This is a genomic window from Paenibacillus lacisediminis, from assembly GCF_046567315.2.
The window spans coordinates 1-24,331 of sequence record NZ_JBKIAX020000013.1 but is presented as its reverse complement, the minus strand read 5'-3'; the positions used below and the strand labels follow the sequence as shown (position 1 = coordinate 24,331).

The 24,331-nt window shown below is 48.3% G+C and carries 20 protein-coding genes; 4 read left to right on the top strand and 16 right to left on the bottom strand.

From position 1 onward, the window contains the following. From ACLD72_RS22175 to ACLD72_RS22135, 9 genes are all read right to left on the bottom strand, one after another. On the bottom strand, window positions 1-1,869 hold the full coding sequence (locus ACLD72_RS22175; protein WP_458476160.1) for a hypothetical protein: 1,869 nt from the start codon (window positions 1,867-1,869) through the stop codon (window positions 1-3). Further along, window positions 1,853-2,347 (bottom strand): ABC-three component system middle component 2, encoded by a 495-nt coding sequence (locus ACLD72_RS22170; protein ID WP_411002455.1) that lies wholly within the window; start codon window positions 2,345-2,347, stop codon window positions 1,853-1,855. The genes ACLD72_RS22175 and ACLD72_RS22170 overlap by 17 nt, the downstream gene beginning before the upstream one ends. After that, window positions 2,328-3,422: an ABC-three component system protein gene (locus ACLD72_RS22165; protein WP_411002454.1), complete on the bottom strand. Its 1,095-nt coding sequence runs from the start codon at window positions 3,420-3,422 to the stop codon at window positions 2,328-2,330. Before ACLD72_RS22165 ends, ACLD72_RS22170 begins: the two co-directional genes overlap by 20 nt. Window positions 3,423-3,806: 384 nt before the next feature. Then, entirely contained in the window at window positions 3,807-4,100 is a 294-nt protein-coding gene (locus tag ACLD72_RS22160; protein WP_411002453.1) for a DUF6809 family protein, read from the bottom strand. A 599-nt stretch (window positions 4,101-4,699) separates the two neighbouring features. Further along, a complete protein-coding gene (locus tag ACLD72_RS22155) occupies window positions 4,700-6,088 on the bottom strand; it encodes an ABC transporter substrate-binding protein (protein ID WP_411002452.1) in 1,389 nt (462 codons plus the stop codon). A gap of 299 nt (window positions 6,089-6,387) precedes the next feature. Then, window positions 6,388-8,010: a response regulator gene (locus tag ACLD72_RS22150; RefSeq protein WP_458476159.1), complete on the bottom strand. Its 1,623-nt coding sequence runs from the start codon at window positions 8,008-8,010 to the stop codon at window positions 6,388-6,390. Continuing rightward, window positions 7,973-9,754: a sensor histidine kinase gene (locus tag ACLD72_RS22145; protein ID WP_411002451.1), complete on the bottom strand. Its 1,782-nt coding sequence runs from the start codon at window positions 9,752-9,754 to the stop codon at window positions 7,973-7,975. Before ACLD72_RS22145 ends, ACLD72_RS22150 begins: the two co-directional genes overlap by 38 nt. A gap of 82 nt (window positions 9,755-9,836) precedes the next feature. Next, window positions 9,837-10,664, bottom strand: a complete 828-nt coding sequence (locus ACLD72_RS22140; RefSeq protein ID WP_411002450.1) for a carbohydrate ABC transporter permease — start codon at window positions 10,662-10,664, stop codon at window positions 9,837-9,839. Between the two features lie 18 nt (window positions 10,665-10,682). After that, complete coding sequence (locus ACLD72_RS22135; RefSeq protein WP_411002449.1) at window positions 10,683-11,597, bottom strand: carbohydrate ABC transporter permease; 915 nt, start codon at window positions 11,595-11,597, stop codon at window positions 10,683-10,685. A gap of 220 nt (window positions 11,598-11,817) precedes the next feature. Between ACLD72_RS22135 and ACLD72_RS22130 the strand changes: the two genes are divergently transcribed. Together ACLD72_RS22130 and ACLD72_RS22125 are read left to right on the top strand one after the other, a co-directional pair. Beyond that, window positions 11,818-14,484 carry a heparinase II/III domain-containing protein gene (locus ACLD72_RS22130; protein ID WP_411002448.1) on the top strand — a complete coding sequence of 889 codons (2,667 nt, stop codon included), beginning with the start codon at window positions 11,818-11,820 and terminating at the stop codon, window positions 14,482-14,484. 4 nt (window positions 14,485-14,488) lie between these two features. Beyond that, window positions 14,489-14,809 carry a cupin domain-containing protein gene (locus ACLD72_RS22125; RefSeq protein ID WP_316561156.1) on the top strand — a complete coding sequence of 107 codons (321 nt, stop codon included), beginning with the start codon at window positions 14,489-14,491 and terminating at the stop codon, window positions 14,807-14,809. A 406-nt stretch (window positions 14,810-15,215) separates the two neighbouring features. Here the strand turns inward: ACLD72_RS22125 and ACLD72_RS22120 are convergent, their stop codons facing one another. The 6 genes from ACLD72_RS22120 to ACLD72_RS22095 all read right to left on the bottom strand — a co-directional run bounded on the left by ACLD72_RS22120 (window position 15,216) and on the right by ACLD72_RS22095 (window position 20,862). Further along, a complete protein-coding gene (locus tag ACLD72_RS22120; protein ID WP_411002447.1) occupies window positions 15,216-15,866 on the bottom strand; it encodes an FMN-dependent NADH-azoreductase in 651 nt (216 codons plus the stop codon). A 23-nt stretch (window positions 15,867-15,889) separates the two neighbouring features. After that, window positions 15,890-16,588, bottom strand: coding sequence for an SDR family oxidoreductase (locus ACLD72_RS22115; RefSeq protein ID WP_411002446.1), 699 nt, complete (start codon window positions 16,586-16,588; stop codon window positions 15,890-15,892). A 264-nt stretch (window positions 16,589-16,852) separates the two neighbouring features. Beyond that, window positions 16,853-17,437, bottom strand: coding sequence for a TetR/AcrR family transcriptional regulator (locus tag ACLD72_RS22110; protein ID WP_128633890.1), 585 nt, complete (start codon window positions 17,435-17,437; stop codon window positions 16,853-16,855). A gap of 583 nt (window positions 17,438-18,020) precedes the next feature. Continuing rightward, complete coding sequence (locus ACLD72_RS22105) at window positions 18,021-19,046, bottom strand: NADP-dependent oxidoreductase (RefSeq protein ID WP_411002445.1); 1,026 nt, start codon at window positions 19,044-19,046, stop codon at window positions 18,021-18,023. Window positions 19,047-19,167: 121 nt separating this feature from the next. Continuing rightward, window positions 19,168-20,079 carry an oxidoreductase gene (locus ACLD72_RS22100; RefSeq protein ID WP_411002444.1) on the bottom strand — a complete coding sequence of 304 codons (912 nt, stop codon included), beginning with the start codon at window positions 20,077-20,079 and terminating at the stop codon, window positions 19,168-19,170. A 24-nt stretch (window positions 20,080-20,103) separates the two neighbouring features. Beyond that, a complete protein-coding gene (locus tag ACLD72_RS22095) occupies window positions 20,104-20,862 on the bottom strand; it encodes an SDR family oxidoreductase (RefSeq protein WP_128633892.1) in 759 nt (252 codons plus the stop codon). A gap of 353 nt (window positions 20,863-21,215) precedes the next feature. On the opposite strand from ACLD72_RS22095, the gene ACLD72_RS22090 reads away from it, so the two are divergent. Continuing rightward, entirely contained in the window at window positions 21,216-21,800 is a 585-nt protein-coding gene (locus ACLD72_RS22090; RefSeq protein ID WP_411002443.1) for a TetR/AcrR family transcriptional regulator, read from the top strand. Between the two features lie 237 nt (window positions 21,801-22,037). Here the strand turns inward: ACLD72_RS22090 and ACLD72_RS22085 are convergent, their stop codons facing one another. Further along, window positions 22,038-22,895, bottom strand: a complete 858-nt coding sequence (locus ACLD72_RS22085; RefSeq protein ID WP_411002442.1) for an SDR family oxidoreductase — start codon at window positions 22,893-22,895, stop codon at window positions 22,038-22,040. Between the two features lie 198 nt (window positions 22,896-23,093). Here ACLD72_RS22085 and ACLD72_RS22080 point away from each other — a divergent pair, with 198 nt between their 5' ends. Continuing rightward, entirely contained in the window at window positions 23,094-23,687 is a 594-nt protein-coding gene (locus ACLD72_RS22080; protein ID WP_458476158.1) for a TetR/AcrR family transcriptional regulator, read from the top strand. The last annotated feature ends 644 nt before the right edge of the window (window positions 23,688-24,331 follow it).

Here is a 24,331-nt window from a genome sequence, read left to right as displayed (position 1 = left end):
TCAATTTGGAATGAACCCCGTTCGTTCTATTTCTTTGTTACCTGTAAAATGGTGATATGTAATACCTTTCAAACTATCTGGAGGTATTTCATTATCGAAAATTATAATTTGAAATCCATTGGAATATATTGCCAACTGTTCGAAAAATGATTCTTTCACACTGGTATTGACCTCTTCGTTTTTTACATTTTGCATTTTATCCCGTTCCTTATAGGTAGTTAAAGGTGAATCTAACATAACAAACCCGGGATGAGAAAGACTACGATTGGTGCAATAATCCATAATAGCCAAAATAAAGGCTGAATTAATTATTGCCCTGGCTCCTTTTCCGTAAGAAGCTTTTGTTTTATCTGCTACAATAACATCAGTAGTTTTATTATTAAATTGGACATTTTCGCTATTCTTAATAAAACTCCATTTTTCGAGAAACATCTTTATGATATCGCAGAATTCACCCAATAATTCCTCAGATAATTTGTTGATTTCAGCCTTGTTTGTATCTGCTTTGGTATTTTCAATTTTATCATTAAGCTCCAGAATACGCTTACCCAAATCAGCTAACTTATTTTTTCCTTTTTGAATGTCCAGGATATTATCTCTTATTGTTAAGTACCTTTCATAATCAGATATTTTTGAAGAAATCTGCATTGAATGGGTATTTAACAAACTTTCTAGTTCATCAATTGAGTTTTGGTTTTTTTTCATTAAAACATCGTTCTCTAATAAATCATTCTCAAAATCTGATATCGTTTCATCTAAATCGGATAAGTGCGACTTTAATTTCTGTTTTTCTTTATTAATTGCAATATAGTAGATTTCTTTTGGCAGATTATTATTTTCGTTGTCAATTTGCGAACTACAAACCGGACATTTTATATTTGCAAGTTGATCAATATAATTGTGAGACTGATCAATAAAATCTAGCCTTTCAATATCTGATTCATAATTCTTTTTTAGCATTCGAAATTTAAATAAGTTATCCTTTATTCGTCTTCTTTCACTCGACAAAGTAAGATATTCATCCATTAATAATGTGTATTTGTTTTCTTGTTGTTCTATTTGCAATTTTTTCTCTTTTATAAAAAGCTCTAGTTCACTAATTTTTCCATCAACATTTCTCTCATTAATTCCCTCTAGAGAATTTTCTAGCCGAGAAATTTCTATCCTTAATTCATTACTTATAAGTGTTAGCTCCTCAATTCTACCTCTAAGCTGGGCCTTCTTCACTTCAACGCTCTCAGATTTGTCATATTTTTTATAATCATTCCCTGTTAATATGGTAAAGAAGGTTGCTATTTCTTTAGTAGATTTTGCATCGCGTGTTGTATCACCTAGAAAAATTGCTGAGTTCCGTTGCACTATTCTCGATTCATTCACCATCATTAGCGGTACAAATTTTCTAAATGTAAACGCTTCGGTTTTACCTTGAGATGTTGATTTCAAAACATTTTCATATTTACAGTTGATTAAACTCAAAAGTTTAGATGATAAGCTATTTTTAGCTTTTGAATCGCTTGAAAGAACATTCTCTGAAACATCACTAATATGATCGATATCTGAATTGTACATTAATATATTAGTTTTTTCGCTTTCATTTAAACTTCTTTTCAAAGTAACTATCTGTCCAGATTTCCTTTCTTTGAATTCTAAAAGAATATTAGTATATCCTGCAGACTCCTTAGGTTTCTCTGGAATTTCAGTTCCACCTAATATGTAATTGATACATTCAAATGCAAATGATTTTCCTGTATCGGATGCTCCAGCAATTACATTTAATCCACGATTGAAGGTTAGTATTGCATTTTTTTTACCTATCCCTTGCAGTACAAGTTTCTGTATAATCAATCCAAAATCACTCAAATAATTCACCCACCGAGTTATATTCTTTTTCAAATTCACCTGTCCACGAGCCTATATTCTTATTAATGTACTTGTATATTTGAGTATCAGAAAACTTTGAGAATTTTTCATTTACTACAATAATGTTTTTCTTCAAACGCTCAACATAACCATTAGAGAATAAGCTGATGAATGGATCAGTTAAACTATTCTTCTGATAATAGACCCCTGTCTTCATGTATTTAACATCTATTAGTCCTTTAGAAATTATTAGTGATAATCCTTTATTTACAATATTCCTTTTAACCGCGATTTCAGAAGAATGATTGGGATTATCTGGATGCAAGCTACTATGCATATCGTCAATATCGTTTAAATGAAGGATAAAGTAATCGTAGTACATAATTCGCTGTGAGCTCATTCGCTTTTCACATAATGATAAAATAAATAATACTCTGACACCAACTTCTTCGGGCGAATTAAATATTTTAATTTTCGTTGTCATCATAAATCCATTGCAACTCCTCATCGTTAACCAACTCATGACAAATACCACTTTTTTCTAATATACTAATAACTCCTAACTCAGAACTGTTAATGGGAAGAAGTTGTGATCTTCCAACAGTTTCATCTACTCGTTCCAAATCAGTATCGTATTCCAATTCACACGTCGCTATAACTCCATGAAGAACTTGGTTTTTTACATCATCATAGGAATCATCGTTAACTAATTCATCCCGAGCAAATCTTTTTAAGGCCTGTGCATTATGAAAACTCTCTCTTTGTCTCTTAAAATGTCGGTGCAAATTCTTCTTAAGTTTAAGACTCTCAATATCCTTTATTGGTCTGTTCTCATGATTTGAATACACTTGTAGTAATTGATCAACGTATTTCATTCGTAATTCTTCATCTTCAATATCTTCCTGAGGCTTGTTGACTTTAGGACGTTGCTTCAGTCCTCCACCAAAATGATATTTGTACCATCTTGTTTTAGCAAACTGTTCTATAAGAGTAGCTGGTGAAATCTCAGAAATAATTGAAAAATCGAACTGTTCAATATACGTTTTCAATTCAGAAGATAACTTTAATCCAGAAGAAAGTATCTTTCTTTTTCCTGCACAGTACTTATCCCAAGAATCAATTAATTCTTTATTTATTTTTGATGGATGTTCGACTAAATCCCTCAAATCTTGTCCAATACCATTACTTGCAACAATAAAATACTTTCGAGGTTTATTATATTTTCCAATCATCGTATAGTAACAGAGCTTTCCAAACTCACTCATATACCCTGAAGGTGCAAGTGGATCTTTATACCTTTTACATTGAAAAATATCAAAAACTTGCATGGAATCATCTAAATAGGCTACAATATCACGTCCAGAATCTTTAGATCCACCTATTTGCGCGACACTTTTATAATTTTCACATTGCATTAAATACCCTACTGCCCATTCACAAACTATATCTTCAAATTCCCCGGCTTCAATTGTTCTTAAGCGAACTAGTGGATCTATTGAATTATCGAATATCCGACTAGTGTCCTTAGGTGCTTTGGGTGGATCTAACAAAATAGTTTTCAAGTTGGATACCTCCTGCATCTAGCAAGCCTAATTTCCTAAGATTATATAATTTATTTTACCATATAATCACATTTGATTGTTCCCCTCCCAAATAATTGAACCAGAAGATTATAAAAATTGTACTATCACTCCAGTCCTGGTTCTTCACAGTTGTAAAAAAACAGAGTAGCCTCTGTATGGCTACTCCGGATCGAATCATTATTAAATGCCTTAAGCAAGTGGATCAATACCTTTTCTCCCTCTACGATCCCATTCATTTCAATGAATCGGTTGATTAATCAATAAAAAAAATTACAGTTCATTAAATTAGTGCCTTATTTTTTTAACTCAATATTGCCAAATATACATTCCAACTTCATGAACACTCTCCCAAGTCTGCCTCCATCAATCTCCCTTCTCAAAACCCTTCCCCTCCCCACAAAACACCTCCACCATCACTAAAGCCCCCATCCTAAACCCCTGTACAAAAGCCTCACTTGTAAGCATAGAACTAGTTTCCCCGTTCAAATCCAAGATTTCCTCAAGGGTTTTGAAGTCGTCCTCCGAAAATCTTTGCTTGGCTTCTTCCATCAAATCGGAAATTTTTCTATTGAGCGGGCGATATTCGGAATCTGTGGGGACTATAAACCCTTCGGGATGCAGGTTACCGTAATATAGTTCTTCTATAATATTCTTCACTGGCTCACCCTCTTAATAATTTGGGGTAATGTGTTAACTTAACTACACTCCCCTCAAGGACGAGTTTACCTCAAATGATTCCAGCAAGTTGAATTTTATGCGATATTCGCATATTGTATTTCCGCCCTCTTGATAAGCGATTTGTCCCCACCACAGACATCCATTCGTTTAATTTCCACACTCAAAGTTCCGATGATACAATAAAAATATGGAAGTCAATGGAGGTGACCCCCCTGTCTCTATTAAAACGTGCCACACTTTGGCTCTCTATCATAAGCATCCTAATATGCCTAAGCGACTACTTAGGAAGCGGCCTAGCAAATATCCTATTAATAAAATTCAATCCACTAATCGATTCCATTAAGTTCACAGAGCCTTTCACAAGTTGGATTATCAATATCAATAATCCCAAATGGATGACGAATAGCGCTTTAATTCCCCTGCGCTTTCCGGCTTATTTGATACACTTTGGAAGCTTCTTATTAGTGGGGCTTGTTGCGGATTATCTGATTTACATATTTAAGGCGAAACGCCCTAATTAAACGAAAAAAGACAAGCCCAAGTTAATACGCAATGGGCTTGTCTTCGTATTCCCTCTCCTACTTCTCCACCAACGACCCCTGCAGATTCGCCGCATTAAATCCCGGATCGGCTTCAATCGTTGTATCCCCCACCGCTTTGGCTTTCTCAAGCGCGGCATTGTAGCGAGTGTTCAAATCGCTCAATACTCTGTCCAGGTCCTGGCCGTCGAAGATGAATTTGTTGAAGACGTCGACTTTTTTGGTGCCTTCGACGCGGCCTTCGGTGGCGACCAGCGGGGTGGCGGGGTAGATGCCGTCCAGCGAGGTCGGCAGGAAGTTATCGATGCCGGCGATGTCCGGGGCTTTGGCTTTGGCCGACACGGACGGGATGACGGAGATGCCGTATCCTCCCTCTTGATAGGCGATCCGTACCTCGTCGCTGTACATCCATTCGATAAATTTCCAAGCTTCTTCTTTATGCTCGGAATTCCTGCTTAAGGCCAAGTAACTGCCGGCAAGGACTTGAACGGCCCCGTTCTGCTGACCGTCGATCGTCGGCGGCATGGCCGCGGCCCAGCGGATGTCCGTCGGAAATTGCGTTTTGTACACGCTTGGTTCCGCGGAGTGATTGAAATACATGCCGATCTTGCCTTGCGCGAACTGGGCCCGCAGCGGATCGATGTCAAGCGATTCGGAGCCGGGCAGCATGCTGCCGTCCGCTTTGATTTGATGCAGGGCCTGCAGCACTTCTTTATACACGGTAAAATCGAACTGTCCGGTTTGGAAATTGAAGCCCTCGTTCCCCGTGTTTGTGCTCAGCGACACGATCGGATAAGCGATCCGCTCAAAGCCGCTGGCGCTCTTGAAGTTCCCGGCAAACCCGTAAGCACCGGTATCCTTGCCCGCTTCCGTGATCTTCTTGGCGTCCTCGACCATTTCCGCAATCGTCGCCGGCGGCCCGTCAATGCCCGCTTGTTCAAACAGATCAACGTTGTAGATCAGTCTCCAGAATTGCCCTGTACTCGGCAGGGTATATATTTTGCCGTCAACCATGTTTTTCTCCTCGATCAGGACGTTTTTGAAGTTCTCCTTCATTTCGGCCGAGAGGTAATCATCAAACGGTTCCAGGTAACCTCGCTCCACCCAAATCGGCATTTTTCCCGTGATGCGAAAGATGTCCGGCGCCTGATTGCTGGCAAAGGCGATTTCTACGGATTGTTCATAGTTTTCCGCCATCACCTTCATTTCAATCTCGACATCGGGATTGCTTTCTTCGTATTCCTTGATTTTTTGCTCGATAAAATCGGTGTCGTGACGGTCAATCGTCCAATACGTAAGCTTCGTCTTCATGTCTTCTGCGCCGGCGTTTGCCTTTGAAACACCGCTGTTGCCCGCCGGTGAGCAGGCCGCCAAAACTCCCGCCAACAACAAGATCATTCCCGACACAAACCGCCTTCTAACACTCATGAATATGCCCCCTTAGAACAATGTAATCGCATTCATTTCCACTTAAAATATAAATCATCCGCCTTCCGCCTCGTGAAGGATAAAACAACTCTCCGGGGGTGAGAAAACGACTCTTTCAGAGGTTGTTCAAAAAGTCGTCTTCCCATGACGAAGCAGTTCAAGGGGTTGATTCGACGTCGAATCTTGAATTCAGCCGGGCCTTCCGTTGCTCACGTAGGCTCACCTACGCTCCGCTACTCAGTCCCTAGCTTCATCCAATCTTCTCGGTCCTGGAAACCCGACTTTTTGAACTCGCACTTTCACGTCTCGGCACACGCCGCATATTTCATCCGAAACTCCGTTGGCGTCATCCCGGTGTGCTTTTTGAACAATTCGGTAAAATACGGACGATCCTCATAACCAAGCGATCCGGCGATATCCTGCACCTGCATCCCCTCGAGCACCAGTTCCTTCGCTTTCTCCATCCGGCAATGGGTAATATACTGGGCCAAGGTGACGCCCATTTCTTTTTTGAACAAGTTGGAAAAATAGCTCGGGCTCAAATGCACCGCTTTGGCGCAGTCCGCCACGGACAAATTTTGCTGCAGATGGCTCTGAATGTAGGCGACGCCCCGCTCGACCAGCAGCCGCGATTCGCTCACCTGCCGCTTCCGCAATTGGGCGCAGCCCTGCCGGCAGAAATCCCGGATCAAGCCGCACAGCGCTTCAAACGTGGCCGCCTTGTTCATCTCCGCCAGCTTGCTCTCCAGCTCCTGAATCTCCTCTGCCGAACCTTTTTCCGCAAACACCCGGTGCATCGAATGCGCCAGCTCCAGGCATAACGTTTGCAAAAGCGCAGGGTTCGGATGCTTGCTGGCCGAAATCCATTCGTCCCAGATACTGTGGAGCTGCTCCTCCGCCTTGTCCACATTCGCCGAACGCAAGCAAAATAGCAGCTCCTTCTCCTTGTCATAGGAATACTGCGGCCAGGCCGCGCCCCGGCTGTCCCCCTCCTCGTACTGATATACGCTGTTGCCGCCGGACAAAAAGGTGTTGGCCAACGCGGCCAGCGCTTGCGCGTACGAAACGGACAACTGCGCAGTCTCCTGCACTTCGCCGCTCAAGCCAATCGACACAGTATAATAGGTATGTTTACGGACATTTTCGCGGCAATTCTCCGCCAGCTGTCCGGCATCCAGGGAGGCCGCCGGATTGGCGACGATAACGAATTGGTTGATATTTTCGCGGAACACGATGCCCCTAGTATAGAAAGAGACGGTCTCCTCCAAAATATTCTGCACGGCAAACCGGATCAGCTCCACCTCGTTCACGGGCAAATCCGCCGTCCGCTGCGAAAACCCATCCATCTCCGCCACCATCACCCAAAAGCCGCTGGGCTCCATCGTGATCCCGTAAAAATCCCACTGCCGGCTTTGGCTCTGCTGCCGGGTGCCGTAACGGATGAGCAGACGCATGAACTCCTGGCGCAGATAGGGCAGACTTTCCCTTAACTTCCGCTCCATGCCCTGCATATACTCGGTTTTGCTCCGCTCCCGCTCCAGCGCTTCCTTCGCTTTCAGCACCACATCCAGCACGCTCAGGGGGGTAAAGGGCTTGACGATAAAATCGAACGCGCCCAATTTGACCGCCTCCTGGGCATAGGCAAAATCGGTATACGCGGTAAAAAAGATCACTTTGACCTCCGGCAGCTCCGGCACAATCGTCCGCATCATCTCCAGCCCGTCCATCAGCGGCATGCGGATATCCGTCAGCACGATGTCGGGACGCTCCCGGCGCAGGCACTCCAGCCCCTCTAAGCCATTGGCGGCCGTTGCCGCGACCGTCAGGCCGTGCTCCTCCCAGGGAATCCGTGTGGACAGTCCGCGCACGACCGCCGGAATATCGTCAATAATGCAGATTTTCATCGGTTCGTTTTGATTCATGGCTTAACCCGCTTTCCATTGGAATGGTAATGACGGCCACTGTTTCCTCGGGGCGGCTGGCAAAGCGCAGCCCGGCCTCCTTGCCGTAGTACAGATTTAACCGATTGCAAATATTGAATAACGCATACCCTTTGCCGCCCGCGGGGAGCTGCAGTTTCTCGTTCATTTGCTCGGCATCAAATCCAACCCCGTTATCCGTCACCGTAATGATTAAGCTGCCGCCCCTCGCCTCCGCCGCGATCCGGATCATGCCGGAGTCCCGTTTGTCCTGCAAACCGTGCAGGATGGAGTTTTCCACGAGCGGCTGAATGATAATTTTTAACACGGGCAAGTTAAGCAGTTCGGGCGGCGCATGGATGGCATATTGAAACAATCCCTCATAACATTGCTGCTGCAGGTTCAAATATTGGCGGGCATGCTCCAGCTCCCGGCCCAGCGTCGTAATTTCCTGCCCCTGGTTCAGACCCAATTTGAACAACGCGGATAACGAAAGCACCATCTCCTTTACATCCTCGTATTCGTCCATCTCGCATTTCCAGAAAATCGTATTTAACGTGTTATATAAAAAATGCGGGTCGATTTGCGCCTGCAGCGCTTTAATTTCCGCTTTCCGTTTCTCTTTCTCCGTCTCCTTCACTTCGGTGATGAGCTGCCCGATACGGTCGAGCATCTGATTGAACTTCCGTCCGGCCTCGCCGATCTCATCCTGGAACGGACTCACGAAACGCGCCCGCAAATCCTCCTGCTCGACCCGTTTCATCGTTCTTTGCAGTTTCAGCAGCGGGGATAGCAGCAGTCTCGACAAGTACCGGGCCAGCAGCAGCGCCATCAGGATGCAGCAGGCCATGATCGCCAGCACCAGCCACTTGATCTGGAGCACGGGGCCAAGCAGATCCGTTTTCGACAAATAGCTGACCAAAATCCAGTCCGTGGCAAACGCGGAGGAAGCGTAACTGACCAGCATCGTGCCTTCCGAACTTTTATATTCGAAGTTCCCGGCCTTATTTTCCCGTAGTTGATCGATAAATTCCGGCGAGCGCGTCCATTCCGGCCGTCCCTGATCCCCCAGCACGCTGGCCCCTGCGGTGTTGATCAGCAAAAAATGCGCCGCACCGGGATTCAGCCCTTCCCGGACCACCTGGCCCAGCATCTTCTCATCGACATTGACGATCAAGAACACGTCCGGAACATTACTCTCTGTTAGCGGTTGCAAAACCAAAGTGACGACCCGGTGTTTTCCGGCAAACAACTCATCCTCATGGCTCTCGATCCACCGGGTATCGGGATGTTCTTTGATCCGCTGGTAAATGGCGGTGGAGGTAAACGGCACGCCGGATTTGCGGATTTTGCCGCTGGAATAGAAGTCGCCGCCGGGCGTGGTGATCAGGATCGAATCGATCGAGTTTTCCGTCAGCTCGGCTTGTGAAAAAGGGCCTTGAAGCAGCGAAAAATTCGCGAAATACCGGCTGCGGTTGTCAGCCTGAATATCGCGAATCGTTTGCTTGTAAGTTTCGCTTAGAGTCATCGTGGACGAAGCCACGACGATCTGCTTCAGCTTCTGGTCCAGCACGTTGACAGACTGGTTGAGCACGCTGCGGTTCAGCTCCACGGAATTGCGCTCCATCGCGCGGGCCGCGATCAAATAGGAACATAGGCCCGTCACCGCGATACAAAGCACCGTCAGCACGGCAAAAGAGATCCATATCCTTTTTTGCAGCGAAGTTCGGTAGATCCAGGATTTCAATGCCGTCACGCTCCCTCGTAATGTCTGCCCGCCATGATAAAAGTTGAACTACTAATGGTACCGGAATAGGGGCAGCCGAAGGTCAGCCCTTCACCGAACCTGCCGTCATTTGCATAAACGATTTATTGGCGAACACATACACCACCAGCATCGGCAGGATGGACAAGCAGGCGCCGGCCAACATCAGCTGCGGCTGCGCGGCGTCGCCCACGCCGTATTTCAGGCTGGCCAGCCCCACCGTCAATGTTTGCAATTCGGGCTGGGTCATCGTAAACACCAATGGCAGAATATATTCGTTCCACGCCCCGCGGAAGCTCCAAAGTCCGGCCACGCCCAATGCCGGGGCCAGCAAAGGCAGTACAATTCTATAATACGTGCTGTAAAAATTGCAACCGTCAATGTAAGCGGCTTCATCCAATTCCTTCGGAAGAGCGCGCACAAACCCGATCAGCATAAAAAAGACTGTGGCATGGGCGCTGATCAGCAAGATAATGACGCCCCAAAGCGATTTTTGCAGGTGCAGCGCCACCATCAGATCGAATTGCGGCCTGAGGACCACCGCGCCGATGGAAATAAACAGCGTGCCGGATTGCAGCAGCACATAAAATTTTTTCCCGATAAAATCGATTCTCGCCACGGCATAGGCGGCCATGGTCCCGATCAGCAGCGTGCCGACCGTCGTAAAAAAGCTGGTAAACACGCTGTTCCAGGTAAACCGGGCGAAATTGGCGACCTCCCAGGCCTGCGCGTAATTGCTGAATTTCCACTCTTTTGGAAGTAGCGTAGCGCCCGTGGTCAGCTCCAAATTCGACTTTAAGGAGCCGAAGAAAGCAAGCAAGATCGGAAATAAGGTAAATACGGCGACGACCAAAAGAAATATCCATAATAAAACGCTTGATATCTTATTCATCGGCCAGACTCCTCCCTGTCAGTAGATTTCGTTCAGTTTTTTGGAAAGACGGAAGTAAAGCAAAGTGATCACCCCGACGATGACCGCCGTGGCAAAACCGACCGCGCTCCCGTATCCGAATTGCTGGGCGCTTGCTCCCCCGCTGGATACCGGGAAAAATAATTTATACAAATAGAGGTACATGACATTCGTCTTGCCGTAAGGTCCGCCTTCCGTCAGCACCATGATACTCTCGTACCCTTTCAGCGAAACGATTATCGCCAGCATCACGATCATTTGCAGCACCGGTCCAAGCATCGGCACGGTAATGCTCCACATTTTGCGGACGGGTCCGGCTCCATCCAGGGATGCAGCTTCGTACAGATCTTCGGGAATATTTTGCAGCCCGGCCAGGAACAGCAGCATATAGTTGCCGATCGCTCCCCAAATCGCCACAATAATGGAAGTTAGCAAGGCATACTTGGGCCCTAACCAGTCTATGGGCGCCGAAATGATGCCGGAGGCGAGCAGCATCTGATTGATCATCCCGTTATAGGAGTTGAACACGACATAGAATACAATCGCCATCACGGAAGAACTTACGATGGTAGGGAGGAAATACACCGCCCGCAATAGCTGCCTTCCCGCGAAAGCCCGGTTCAAAATGACCGCCAGCACAAAGGACAAAGGAATCGTCACCAGCAGCTTCCCGCCAGCATACACGAACGTATTCAACACCGACTGCCAAAACTCCGTATCCCGGAACAACCGCCCGAAGTTATTCAGTCCGATAAATAACGGCTCCCCATACCCCTGATAATCGTAAAACATGTACTTGAGCGCCCAAATAATCGGGTACACCCCAAACACCAGCGTCAAAATCAAACTCGGCGCGACGAACGTCCAGGCATGGATTTGGCGTTTTGCGTTGTTCACTGTTTTTCCTCCTGTCATCAAGCGTTGCCTTTCTTAATCCTAAGATAAAAGCCCGCAGGCGGAAGCGGTTAGGGAGAAACCCACTGTGTTAAGGGGGGAAAATCACTTTTCAGTCGATTTGTCCCCTGCCCTTCGCTTGTTTCTCCATCCCGGCGGTAACCTGTATTCAATTAGAATTAGGACGAGAGATGATTATCGTTGAACTGGAACTTCAACTTTTAGGAAGGTGACGAGGACGATGAAACCTATGAACGGCGAAGGGGCAGCAGCCTCTTACGGCTTGTACGATGCGGGTGAACTGGAGGCCGTGCGAGACCGCATCAGGACAAATCCCGCGCTGCAGGAGGAGTATCTACGGCAAAAAGAGCTCTCGCAGCGTTATGCCGCCCGGGCCATAACCGCTCCGCTTAGAGAGCAAGCCAATTTTCGTACGTATCCGTTTGTTTTTAAGGTGCCTGAAGGAGTCCGATATGCGCTCATTTCCATTCATATCGCCGGAAAAGGGACGGCCCGCATCAGCGGCATGAAGCTGACGTTTTCCCAGCGCGGGCTGCCCATGGAGCTGGAGAACGCGAATTTTGCGCAGGATTTGGCCCACTGGGAGGCCGAAGTGGCCGAAGGAAGCGAGCTTCGGATTCAACCCCTGCCCTTGGGCGCGGCGGCTATGCAGCCTTCCGGGGTAACACCGGTCAGCGGCACGGACTCCACGGCAAAAGCCCAGTGCGTTTGCGTGACCAATGCCTCGGCGGATGCGGACACTGTGCTGCATTACGGCGCGCCGATTCCCATGCGGGCGGGCGAACACTACAGCGTCCAGATTACGCTGAGTTTGGAAGTTCCCTTAACCGTTGGCGTATATACGGAGGTTCGTTTCCGGAGCAGCGAAGGCCCGCTGGAGCGCGAAATTCCCCTATGTTCGCCTCCCTTCAACCGGCCCACGCCAAGCCCTTGGTCTTATTTTCTTGAAGCGGCCGGAGCGGACGCCAACCGGTTTATGGTGGAAAGCGATTTCTCCAGCGCCGAGCGCTGTAAGCAAAAATTACTGTACATGCTGCGCGATATGATCCAGGGCATGGACATTTTTAAAGCCACGGGTTGGCATGACGACGATGTTTACGGTGCGGTCCATATCGGCAGAGGTTTGGCAGTCATCTCGGTGATCTATCGTCAGATCGCCCCTTCCGGTGTGTTTGACCGGGATGAGACAGCAGCGCTATTGGCGCACTTCCGCTATATTTCCAATTTAATGATGGATACGGGGTATTACCGTTATGACCTCGCAGAATTCCCTGATGAAAAAGGCGGGATGCGCAGCAACTGGAACGCGGACCGGGCCACAGGCCTGGGAGTGTATGCTCTGCTGTTCCCGCAGGAGCCGAAGGCGGGGGAATATCTGGCGCACGCCTTGGCGGTGGTGGATTGGCAGCTCGATCACGTCGTGGACGATTGCGGAGCCTGGCCGGAAAATATCAGATACCATTGCGCGGTGCTCCATCGTTATTTTCTATTTTTTGTCCTGCTGAAACGGATCAAGGGAGTCGATTATTTTCAGCGTGAGAAGGTCAAAAGCATGTACCGTTTTTTGATCGGAACGGCCGTGCCGGCGGACCGGATTCAAGCCGGGTCGGACAGCCCCGCCGTCATGCTGACGCCAGCGGTCGGCGATGCCAATGTGCAAGAGCACTGGTTCCGGCTGCTGGGTTATGCGGCTCCTTCTTTCGTGGAGAATGAACCCAAGTTGGCCAAGGAAATGATGTGGGCTTGGCGGCGCGGGGGTGCGCCCGTCCGGGATTCCGGCGCTTCTCCCTACCCGCTCGCGGCCCTGCTGTTTCCCGAGCCGGATTTGCCGGAAGAAGCTCCCGAATTAGGTTCGATTCATTATCCCGGCATGGGCTACGTGATTTTCCGCAATCCGCAGGGTCCGAACCGGTATGAGCATTATGCAATTTACGAGGCTTCCCCGCTTACGTACCATGCCCATCACGATGAGGGGCATTTCTCGATCTGGAGCCATCAAGTGCCTTTGACGCTCGATTCGGGAACCGGTGGTTACTACAATGGCGACAGGCATTGGTACGTATCCAGCGCCGCCCACAATGTCGTGCAGTTTGCCGGCCCTGCGGGAGAATGGCAGGAAGTCCCGCTGCGCAGCCAATGCGAACAGGCGGTTTTCTCCGCGGAACTGGATTATGTCCGAAGCCGGATCCCCGATCCGAACATCCGCGAATATCATCGGCATTTTGTTTTTATCAAAGCCGGATTGGAAGTTTACCTGGTCTGGGATCACATCGACGGTGAGTCGGGACGCGTATGGAACCTGCACACGCTGAGCACCGATGCGGATATTGGGGAGCAGCACATCGAAGCCCACGGTTTGGGCGGAATGCACTTAAGCGCCGTTATCGCCGAACCTAAGCGGCCTGTAATCGTTACGGATCAAGGCGCCGTCGCCGGCAACTACCCTCTGCCGGTGCAGCAGTATTTTAAAGTATACGGCCGGGCAAGCGATGATTATTTGGTGCTGCTGCATCCTCATGAAGAAGGGGAACTAAGCGCTCGTATCGAAGCTATCCAATTGGATGATCAGCTGCCAGCCCAAGCTGCCCATTTGGATAGCCGGCCGTCGAACCAAGCCGAGGCCCCCCATTCCGATCCTCGGCCGCAAGTGCGCTGCTACAAAATCACCAAACCCGACGGGGCATGGTGTATCGTTGTAGTGAATGGGTCGAAGCGGACGCAAACTTTAAATCTAGCAGCCTTGGGATCATTGAGATTATTGGGCGGGCAGAATCAGGCGAATGGCGGAAACGGAGGAAACGGCTGCGAACTAATCGGACAATCGCTGCATATAGAAGCCAACCGCCTTTGCGTCCTGCTGCCGCAATCCAAATACGGGAGGAGTTAAATTTATGAGCAATATTGGAGTATGGGAAAATGCCGAACCGGGCGTGAAACGCTGCATTTTAAGAGCCGAGGACAGTCTGATGATGATGGAAGTGCATTTTGCAAAAGGGGCCGAAGGTTACGAGCATAGCCACCCCCACCAGCAAATGAGCTACTGCCTGCGCGGAAGCTTTATTTTCCGCATCGATGGCCGGGAATACTGCATCGGAGCCGGAGACACGATTAATATTCCCGGAAACGCAAAACATGGCGTAACCGCGCTGGAAGAAGACTCCGCTCTGCTTGACGTCTTTACGCCGATTCGCGAGGATTTGGTGAAGAGATAGAATTTTATTGAACAATCTACAAAAAATGACCCATACAAAGTGGCTTGTATGGGTCATTTATGTACATTGCGTCGTGAACCAATTGTTACGACATATACAACTAAAAGATTTTCTAATATTGTAGAGAATGCGACAAGTCCCTACTCTTAAACGATAAAGGTTCGTTTTCCCTTGCAGCTTTTTTATATCGAGTTCAGGATGCCTGGGATTTTCAGCGAATATGTTTAAGCCGAACAATTATCCTTACCTCGCAAGATCTGACGGAGGTCCAAAGGATTAGCGACTGGATTAAATCACCTCCCACTTTCTTCCCGCTTTCCTCCCAAAAAGCTCCTGAATAATGCGCTTGAAATAAAATAAGGCTACAACAAGAATTCCTTGTTGTAGCCGGAAAAACTTTATTATTTTAAAAGTTTTTGGCTGCCGATACGGCTTGCCGGATCGCTTGTTCCATGATGTTTTGCGCCTTGTCCGGATGCTCACTGGTGCCCTCAACAAAAATCGCTCGTACATCTTCTATCCCGAGGAAATTCATCGCGGCTTTGATATAACGATGACTAAATTCTACATCTTCAAATTTTCCATGGGAAAGCACCGTACCGGAAGCCTGAATGTGCATTACCTTCTTACCTTGCTGCGTTCCCATCAGACCGGATAACCCCCGCAATCCATTATTGGCTCGTGTAAACGTTTTACCCGGAACCAAAACGGCGTCAAGATACATTTTCAGGATTGACGGGAAAGAATAGTTCCATACCGGATTGACAATGACGATTTTATCCGCCGCCATGAATTGATCTACAATTTCGCTCATCCGTACCGCTTTTTTCTTTGACTCTTCGCTAAGCTCATCAAAGGAGGATCCGCTTGCCGGTTGACCCCAACGTCTCAATAGATCCGCGTCGATTTGCGGAAGATCCATGCGATACAGATCCAGATGAATTACTTCATCACCGGGGTTGGCTTCCTGATAAGTTTCGATAAAATGTCTGCCCACGCGCAAGCTGTGAGAATCGTCTTGGAAAGGATGTGCTGTCACGTACAACACAGTTGCCATAATAATTCCGCTCCTTATTTTTCTTATTGGAACAATTGAGGATACACGGCTTGTATGCCGCCAGCAAAATCACGCTGCACTTTGCGGCTCCAATCATCGGCTATAATTTCATAGCTATCAGCTGCAATCCCATCGATCGCGATTCTGGCTATATCAGCAGGACTAGCTTTAGGTGCTTTAACATTTGCTGTCATATCCGTGTCCATATATGCCACATGCAGCCCGGCCACTCTGATATTTTTCTCAGCCAGAGCCAATCGAAGCGTATTCGTCATATTCCATTCAGCCGATTTTGCGGCAGGATATGCCGTTACACCCACACTAAACCAGGACAGGGTGGAGAGGATATTTAGAATGGACCCACCGCCATTTTTTTCAATAATCGGTGCAAAAGCACGAATCATCGATAATGTGCCGAAGAAGTGAGTATCCATATCCAAGCGAATCTGATCGATATCCCCATCAAGCAATGATGCTCCCGTATGTGATCCTGCATTGTTGATCAGCAAAGTCAGATCGGGAACCGCCCGTGCCGCTTCAGCTACCGATTGGGGATCCGTAATATCCAGTTGTACCGGGATCACTCCCGGCAATTGAATTGTTTTTGGGTCTCTCGCTCCGGCATAAACCATGGCTCCACTAGAGAGAAGCTCATTTGCAAGGTGGTGGCCAAGCCCTCGGTTAGCACCAGTAACCAACGCAACTTGTTTTGAAATATCCATAGTTAACAGCTCCTTTTCACAAATTTGGGATCTATTCGATTCGGCTTTCTTTTCTTGAACGATCGTTCTTTAATAATCAAAAAAAAATATTACCCCTATGAAGTTGCTGCTCCCCCCTCCACTATGTCAATTTCATTTCTAGAATGATCGTTCTCGTAAATGTTCAGGAAGTTCAACCTCCAGAGCTATCATACACGATTTAAGAACGATTAGTCAACTATAATCGTGTCTTCCCTCTGCTAGCTGATTCCCTAAACCCTAAGATCACAAGATAATGGACATGGCTACTTTAGCGGCATCCTCCAATACTTTACGATCCGTGGCTGTTTTAGCGAGTACATAAAGCCCGTGCCTCGTCCCCACAAGAAATCTGGCCGTCTCACGAACGTTCAGCTTTGCCTTTAATTTACCCAACTGCTGAGCGCGCATCAGAAATTTATAAAAAGCGATCTCCATATCCAACGTATAAGCTTCGATCCGAGAGGAGATCGCCGAATCTACTGCGCCCAGTTCCATTGCTGTATTTGCGATAAAGCAGCCTCGGCGTCCCGTTTCGTTGCTTAGAGCCACATCAATCAATGTATCGAAAAAACGACGTAACAATTCTTTGGGTTCCCCGTCCTCCTCAAGGATGCGAAAGGCTCGATCTTTCGTCACTTCCCTGAATCGATCCAAGCAGGTGAGAAACAATTGATTTTTATCGCCAAACGTATCGTACAGGCTCCCCCTATGAACTCCGGTGCGTTCGACCAAATCCTGAATGGATGTTCTCTCATACCCTTTCTCCCAGAACAATTCCATGGCTTTGTTCAATGCGGTCTCCTGATCAAATTCTCTGGGTCTTGCCATTTACAGCCTCCTCCTTCCTTCACTTATCATACAAGTTTAAGAACGATTAGTAAACAATGATCCCTTAACTAATGGTCTTCTTTCAAATACCTATAACTCGAGTTAATTAACATACAACATGCAAACTATTCGCTTGCTCCTCGGTTATTTCGTCATAATCCCAATCTTCACCTATAAAGATCCTCCGGATCAGGTTTCCAGGTAACCCCGACGGGGTCGTACCTCTCAAAGTTCCCATTGATGAACCGGTATAAACGTCGTACGGTATTATGCTTAGAATCAAATCCATAAGCAAAATATAAAGGTTCGCTTAAAAATCCAACTTCTTAATCGTGGGGCTTGTTGTGGATTACCTGATTCACATATTTAAAGCGAAGAGAAAAGCAATTACCGAATAAGCGAAGCTCCTTTGATTTAACGAAAAAAGACAAGCCCAAGTTCAATACTCCATGGGCTTGACCTCGTATTCTTTGATTTTTTGCTCGATAAAATCGGTGTCGTGACGATCGATCGTTCAATACGTGAGCTTCGTCTTGTTTCCATCGGCCCCGGCATACCCGTCCGCGGAAGAACAGTCTCTACATCAGCCGCCGGCAGGCAGGAGGATCAGTTTGCCGCGGGCTTGCCCGCTCTGGCTAATGTCGAGTGCTCTACGCCAGTCCTCGAGGGCGAAAGTCTGGGCGACCGGAACGGTGAACTTGCCGTCTGCGGCGTACTGGGCGAACTCCCTGAGAACATCATAGCGGAAGGTCTGGTGTTCTCCGGTGCTGGCGCGGACGCCGAGTTCGGCGGCTGCGGCGAAGTCGCTGATGGTTAGAACACGGCGGGGATCACCGCCGGCGATCCGGATAAGGTCGGGTATTATGCCGCTGACCGGTGCAGTGTCCAGGACCAAGTCCACCGGCTGTCCGGCGAGCTCGGTTACCCGCTCGACCATTCCGTCACCGTACGAAGTCACTGCCGCTCCCAGCGAACGGAGCCGGTCGGCGTAAGTGTTACCGGCGGTAGCGATCACGCTGGCGCCGCGCATGAGGGCGATCTGGACGGCAGCGAAGCCCATCATTGTGCCTGCTCCGTGCACCAGTAAGGTGTGGCCCGGCTTAACACCTAGTGCTTTAAGGTGGTTGTATGCAATTGTGACCGCCATTGGAAGCGCCGCAGCTTGCACGAACTCGAGTCCTGCAGGGATGCGGACCCAATGGTCCAGGATCGCCCGATCCGACGCGCCGGCGCTCGGGGCGCCGATAAAGTCGGTGGTGCCCAGGACGGCGTCACCGATGACGACATCGGTGACGTCCGCACCGACCGCCTCCACAATCCCGGACAGCTCCAGCCCGATACCGCGGGGCAGATTGCCGGGAAATAGCCCTTTGCATATGGCCCAGTCGACCGGATTCAGCCCGCAAGCTCGCACCGTCACGCGAATGCGTCCTGGGCCTGGTTCAGGGACCGCGACCTGTTCCATGCGCAGGACTTCGGCCGGTTCGCCGTAGTTGTGGAAACGGATCGTCCGCATAATAGCAGGGCTGGATGCTTGATAGTTCACATCTTTGCTCGACGTATCTAAATTCTCCAATTCGATAACCTCCAATTTTTTGTTTTCCAGCAACGTTTGGCAACCTGCCACGTTCCATTCCTTCCTTGCGCGACAAGCGGTATGGAACGCTTATCATAGGTGCGACTTGGCGTTATGATCGAAATCAGGAAGCCTTCTTCACGGTAAATCTTCATTATATTGGGGCCGGCGCGAGCGCATACTTCACTTGTGTCAGCTCCTCGGAAACCGTCCACAACCGCCGTGCAACTGCTTCGTCATGCGAGCGCTCACTCGATTCGACCTTCTTGGGGTAGCCGCGCAATTCGAGACTGCTTGGCCCAAAGTAATCTCCACCTCGGACGTCTGGCGCAGTGGCCGCATAAAGGGTCGGCAAGACACCCATTTTCGAGGTCTGGGCGAAAATCGGATTCAAGCGCCGCATCATGCTGGAATGCCGCAGCGCATTGGTCGCTGTCCAGCCCGGATGCACAGCTACTGCCAGCGTTGATTGGCCTGCCGCAACAACCCGGCGCTGCAGCTCGTAGGTGAACAGCAGATTCGCCAGCTTGCTCTGAGCATAGGCGCGCGCTGGCGTGTAATTCCGCTCCAAGTTCAGGTCATCAAAGTGAATGATTCCCGACCGATGCGACAAACTGCTTACTGTCACAATGCGTGCGCCCGGCGTCGCGTCGAGCCTATCCAGCAGCAAACCGGTCAGCGCAAAATGCCCCAGGTGATTGATCCCAAATTGCTGTTCGAAGCCCTGCGCCGTCTTCCCGTAAGGTGGCTTCGCCACGCCGCCGTTGTTGATCAGGAGATCAAGCCGCTGGTAGTCCTGGCGAAAGGCCGCCGCAAAAGCGCGGACGCTCGCCAGATCGCCCAGATCGAGGGCCATTCCTACGACCTTGCCCGACGGCTTAAGGGCTTTAATCTGGTCAGCGGCAAGGTTGGCTTTGGCGATACTGCGGCAGGCCATAATGACCGTCGCCCCTTTGTTGGCTAGCGCCCGCGCCGCTTCCCATCCAATCCCGCTGTTAGATCCGGTTACAATGGCCACTCGTCCGGTCTGATCTGGCATGTGGTCTTCTGTCCATGGTGTTGTCATGTGGTTTCGTCCTTCCTCCCGAACTTAGATCTGAGAGCCGCCTCCGTCCACGGGGAACTCGGCTCCGGTTGTGTAAGTCGCGTCGAACGCAAGGAATGCGACTGCTTTGGCAACCTCGAGGGGGTCACCGAAACGCAGCATTGGGATCTGCTGTCTCATCTGTTCCTTGGTCTGTTCTGCAGCTTCCTTCGGCATCGACTTGTCCATGATGCCGGTGTCGATGGGGCCGGGGCTGACCGCGTTGACGCGAATCTTCCGCGGCAACAGCTCGCGGGCCAGACTGCGAGTCATGGAGCGCAGCGCTGCTTTACTGGACGCGTACGCACTGATCATCGGGACACCCAATACGTTCGTGATAGAGGTGGTGAGCACCACGCCGCTTCCTGCGTTTAGCAATGGGGCGAGTTTCTGCACGGTGAAGTACGGACCTTTGGCGTTGACTGTAAGTAACTCGTCGTACACTTCCTCGGTCATCGACTCGAAGGGGACAAAGCGCGTGATACCGGCGTTTACGAACAGGGCATCGATCGTTCCGAACTCGGCCTTTACCCGGTCGGCCAACTCGTCGATATCCGTTAACGACGCGGCGTCGCTTTGCACTGCGACCGCGTTGTTGCCAAGTTGTTCACGAGCTGAGTCAAGCTTAGCCTGGGTACGGCCGGTGATCAGAACGCGTGCTCCTTCATCCGCCAGCAGCTTCGCTGTCGCGAGGCCTAGCCCGCTGCTTCCTCCCGTGATCACTACTTTCTTGCCTGCGTATTTACTTACTGGATTGTTTTCCATTTTCATCTTCCTCCCTTGGTTTATCCGGTATATAATCTTGCTAAACTAACGGTCAATTGTTGGATAAGAAGCCCGTAGGTAAATTGCACAAACAAGCACCATAATGGGTGTTTACTGCTTTCACAGAACCCATTCTTTCTAGTTTTCGTGTTTTACTTTTGACGGGCGATTGACCCGACAGTGTAGTAAAATCTACACTGTCTGTGCTAATCTTAGCTTAGCGGTTTGGGCTGTACAACCAGTAAACAAGCGCATTTGTGGCTTATACAACACACGAGCTTATTTGTTGTCCTTTAGCTTTCCAATAAACGCACGTTAACTAATATAATCTGAGGGAGAGGGAGAAACGTAACATGCCCACTAATACAAACGATCCCCGTGTAAAACGGACGCGTCAACTATTGATGCAAGCTTTTATGGAATTGCTTGAGCAGAGGAAGAAGAATGTCTCTTCCATTACCGTACAAGATATTACGGCCAACGCGACCGTAAACCGCTCCACGTTCTATGCGCATTTTGAAGACAAATTCGCATTTCTTGAGAGCTGGATGAGGGAGAAATTCCTAGAGAAGCTAAAGGATGAGCTGCCGAATGCTGCTTTATCCGATATAGGGAGCTTGCGAACGCTTATTTTAATCGTTTTCGATTTTCTTTTCTGTACTCGTCCGTATATGACTTTTGCTGATCGTCAGTATGAAACGCTCTTTGAGGTCGCGATGCAAAAGGAACTATATGACCTATTATTTACCTGGTTAAGCGAACAAGCGGAACCATCCGTTGCACGAGAGACGGTGGAGACTACCGCCCTGATAGCAAGCTGGGGCATATTTGGCTCGGCCGTCGAGTGGAGCAGACATCCGCAAGATAGATCAGCGGAAGACAGGGCGCGAGATGTTTTGGAGGTCGTTGCTGCTGGTTTAGCCCCCGTAATAGGGTAATTGGACGTCTTTACGCCGATTCGCGAGATTTGGTGAAGCGGTAGGTTTCCATTTAATTAAAAAACGCCCGGGACCAATGATACTTGGCCCGGGCGATACTTCTTAGTTCTTATGCCAGGATGTTCAAACTCTTCATTGGCTTATTCAACTCCAGATCTGGATAGCCGCCTCGTCCGGTTACAACAGCGTTTACTTGGCAATTTCATGCTTTGCGTTTATAACTTTTTTTCAAAAGTGTTATTGAGAAATCGAGTCTTTTAAAAAATCCGTAAAACTCATTGGGGATCTGCCAATCAGATTTTCCAAAGCGGGATTGATTTGCGAGAAATCTCCCTGGCGGCTTGCCTGAAACATACCCGTTAGCATGCCGACCATCGCTTCCGGCAGTCCTCGGGACATCAAGTGTTTCCGATATTCATCATCCGACACGACGATTCGCCGAATCGGCCGATTCAAGACCTTGGAAGCAATCGATGCGATTCTATCCATGTCAATCGCTTCGGAAGCCGTAAGGTTAGGAGTCATACCGTCATATCTCTGCTCTGTCAGGATGGCCGCTGTGGCTTCAGCCAGGTCGGAATGCGTGGTCCAGGCAACAGGACCATCTTCCGGAGCAATCAATTCCCCTGTTTTCAAGGCATCCCCCATCCACATGATCGCTGATGCGGCATAAAAGCCGTTTCGCAGCGACGTGAAAGCCATTCCTGAAGATTTTAGCAGCTCTTCTGTAGCGGCATGAACGTTCATGGGAGGAAAATGCGAAGTTGCGGATGAAAACATTTGGCTAGTGTACAGCAGTCGGCTAACACCAGCTTTCTTTGCCGCGTCGATTGCGGTTTGATGCTGACGAACAGCAACTTCTCCCAAGGAGTGGGACGAGACAATGAGAACTTGAGACGCTTCCTCAAAAGCGTGAAGAAGACTTTCGGCATCATCGAAACTTCCTTCCCGAACACGAACTCCGCGTTCTTTTAGATCCTGTGCCTTGTTCACATCACGGACACTTACACCAATATCCCCGGCAGGAACACGCTTGAGAAGTTCGTCTACGACCTTCCGGCCTAATTTTCCATTCGCTCCTGTAACAACAATCATTTCTACACTCATCCTTTCGGTCGCAAATCAGATAAAGAGTTTCTTGTCATACGATTTTGTTTGTGCAATCATAATCGTAAGTAAAGGATAAAAGGATTGAGCCCATGCGAACAACCTGCAAAAAGCTGTTTTTGTTGTGTTCCCAACATTTTTGTCCTTTTGTCTGTTATTTGAGTTCAAGAGAAAGAGGGGGGTAAAATGTCGGTAAATCCCGAGGATCCTCGTGTTAAAAGAACCCGTCAATTATTCGTGCAGGCTTTTAACGATTTGGTTGGGAAAAAGAGAAACATCTATTCCATTTCTGTGCATGATATCACGAATCAAGCAACCGTAAATCGAACAACATTTTATGCGCATTTTCAGGATAAATATGATTTTCTTGAATATTGGATGACGGAAAAATTCCAAATGACTATAAGGGATAAACTGCCGGAAGAAACAAGATGCAATGCGGACAATCTGCGAATTCTTATTCAAACCATATTCGATTTTCTTTTGCGGTTTCAACAAAATAGTACGCCGGGAGACAAGCCGTTTGAAGCGATGTTTGAAAATGCCATGCATCAGGATCTTCATCGGCTCCTGCTTAAACGGGTAAATGAAGTGGATACACAGGGCTTTTCGCAAGAAAAATTGGAAGCTATGGCGCTCGTTATCAGTTGGGGCATATTCGGATCGGCTTTACAGTGGAGCCGGAACCCTCAAGATCGCTCAGTGGAAACGATGTTTGACGAAGTCATTGAGGTTCTATCGGTCAATTTGGCCCCTTTTTGGGAGCAAACAACCAGCTAAAGACACGCCTTTTTTAATGCCTTGATGTTAAACGAGACAAGAACAGGCGGTCTTAACATGATCTGGAAGACTTCTCAACAGGATCGGATACTTCCGTTCGTTCAATTGATTGATGAAAATTGTTACGACTTATTCTCGTTGGTTTGTCAAGCTTGCGAAGGTATCGCCCGGGCCAAGTATCATTGGTCCCGGCGTATTTCATATCCCCTTCAGAAACTCTCCAGGATCTTAATGAATAAAGTTCCCTAAGTATTATATCAAACCTCTTTGGTTATGATTTATCCTTGAGAAGGCGGCTTGCAAAATAGAAAGACACCGCTTCGTTTGGTAAAGCGAGAGTGACGAGCTTCTATGATCAGACAGAAGAGTTGTCTTTCATTGTTATAGACCATCAGCCCGACCTAAATCAACTGCCAAGCGCTTTAAAGTATTCTTTTCTTGGGGTGGGCGACAGATCAACACTCGCTGTCTGGAGTTCTTTGCACGATTATCCCGTTTGATCAGTTGGCAGAGAAACAGAAAAGCTCGGGAGAAGAAAATATTTGGTAGAGAAGCAGATCGGTTCGAGATAATTTAGACGGGCTTAGGAGAAGGAATCAGGTTTAGGGGTGGTGAAACAGACCGGACAAGAGATCAGGACAGGA

Coding starts and splice junctions, on each gene's coding strand:
- ACLD72_RS22170 (WP_411002455.1), bottom strand. CDS start 2,347: ATGATGACAACGAAAATTAAAATATTTAATTCGCCCGAAGAAGTTGGT.
- ACLD72_RS22155 (WP_411002452.1), bottom strand. CDS start 6,088: ATGAGTGTTAGAAGGCGGTTTGTGTCGGGAATGATCTTGTTGTTGGCG.
- ACLD72_RS22150 (WP_458476159.1), bottom strand. CDS start 8,010: ATGAATCAAAACGAACCGATGAAAATCTGCATTATTGACGATATTCCG.
- ACLD72_RS22140 (WP_411002450.1), bottom strand. CDS start 10,664: ATGAATAAGATATCAAGCGTTTTATTATGGATATTTCTTTTGGTCGTC.
- ACLD72_RS22135 (WP_411002449.1), bottom strand. CDS start 11,597: ATGACAGGAGGAAAAACAGTGAACAACGCAAAACGCCAAATCCATGCC.
- ACLD72_RS22130 (WP_411002448.1), top strand. CDS start 11,818: ATGAAACCTATGAACGGCGAAGGGGCAGCAGCCTCTTACGGCTTGTAC.
- ACLD72_RS22125 (WP_316561156.1), top strand. CDS start 14,489: ATGAGCAATATTGGAGTATGGGAAAATGCCGAACCGGGCGTGAAACGC.
- ACLD72_RS22120 (WP_411002447.1), bottom strand. CDS start 15,866: ATGGCAACTGTGTTGTACGTGACAGCACATCCTTTCCAAGACGATTCT.
- ACLD72_RS22115 (WP_411002446.1), bottom strand. CDS start 16,588: ATGGATATTTCAAAACAAGTTGCGTTGGTTACTGGTGCTAACCGAGGG.
- ACLD72_RS22110 (WP_128633890.1), bottom strand. CDS start 17,437: ATGGCAAGACCCAGAGAATTTGATCAGGAGACCGCATTGAACAAAGCC.
- ACLD72_RS22100 (WP_411002444.1), bottom strand. CDS start 20,079: ATGACAACACCATGGACAGAAGACCACATGCCAGATCAGACCGGACGA.
- ACLD72_RS22095 (WP_128633892.1), bottom strand. CDS start 20,862: ATGGAAAACAATCCAGTAAGTAAATACGCAGGCAAGAAAGTAGTGATC.
- ACLD72_RS22090 (WP_411002443.1), top strand. CDS start 21,216: ATGCCCACTAATACAAACGATCCCCGTGTAAAACGGACGCGTCAACTA.
- ACLD72_RS22085 (WP_411002442.1), bottom strand. CDS start 22,895: ATGATTGTTGTTACAGGAGCGAATGGAAAATTAGGCCGGAAGGTCGTA.
- ACLD72_RS22080 (WP_458476158.1), top strand. CDS start 23,094: ATGTCGGTAAATCCCGAGGATCCTCGTGTTAAAAGAACCCGTCAATTA.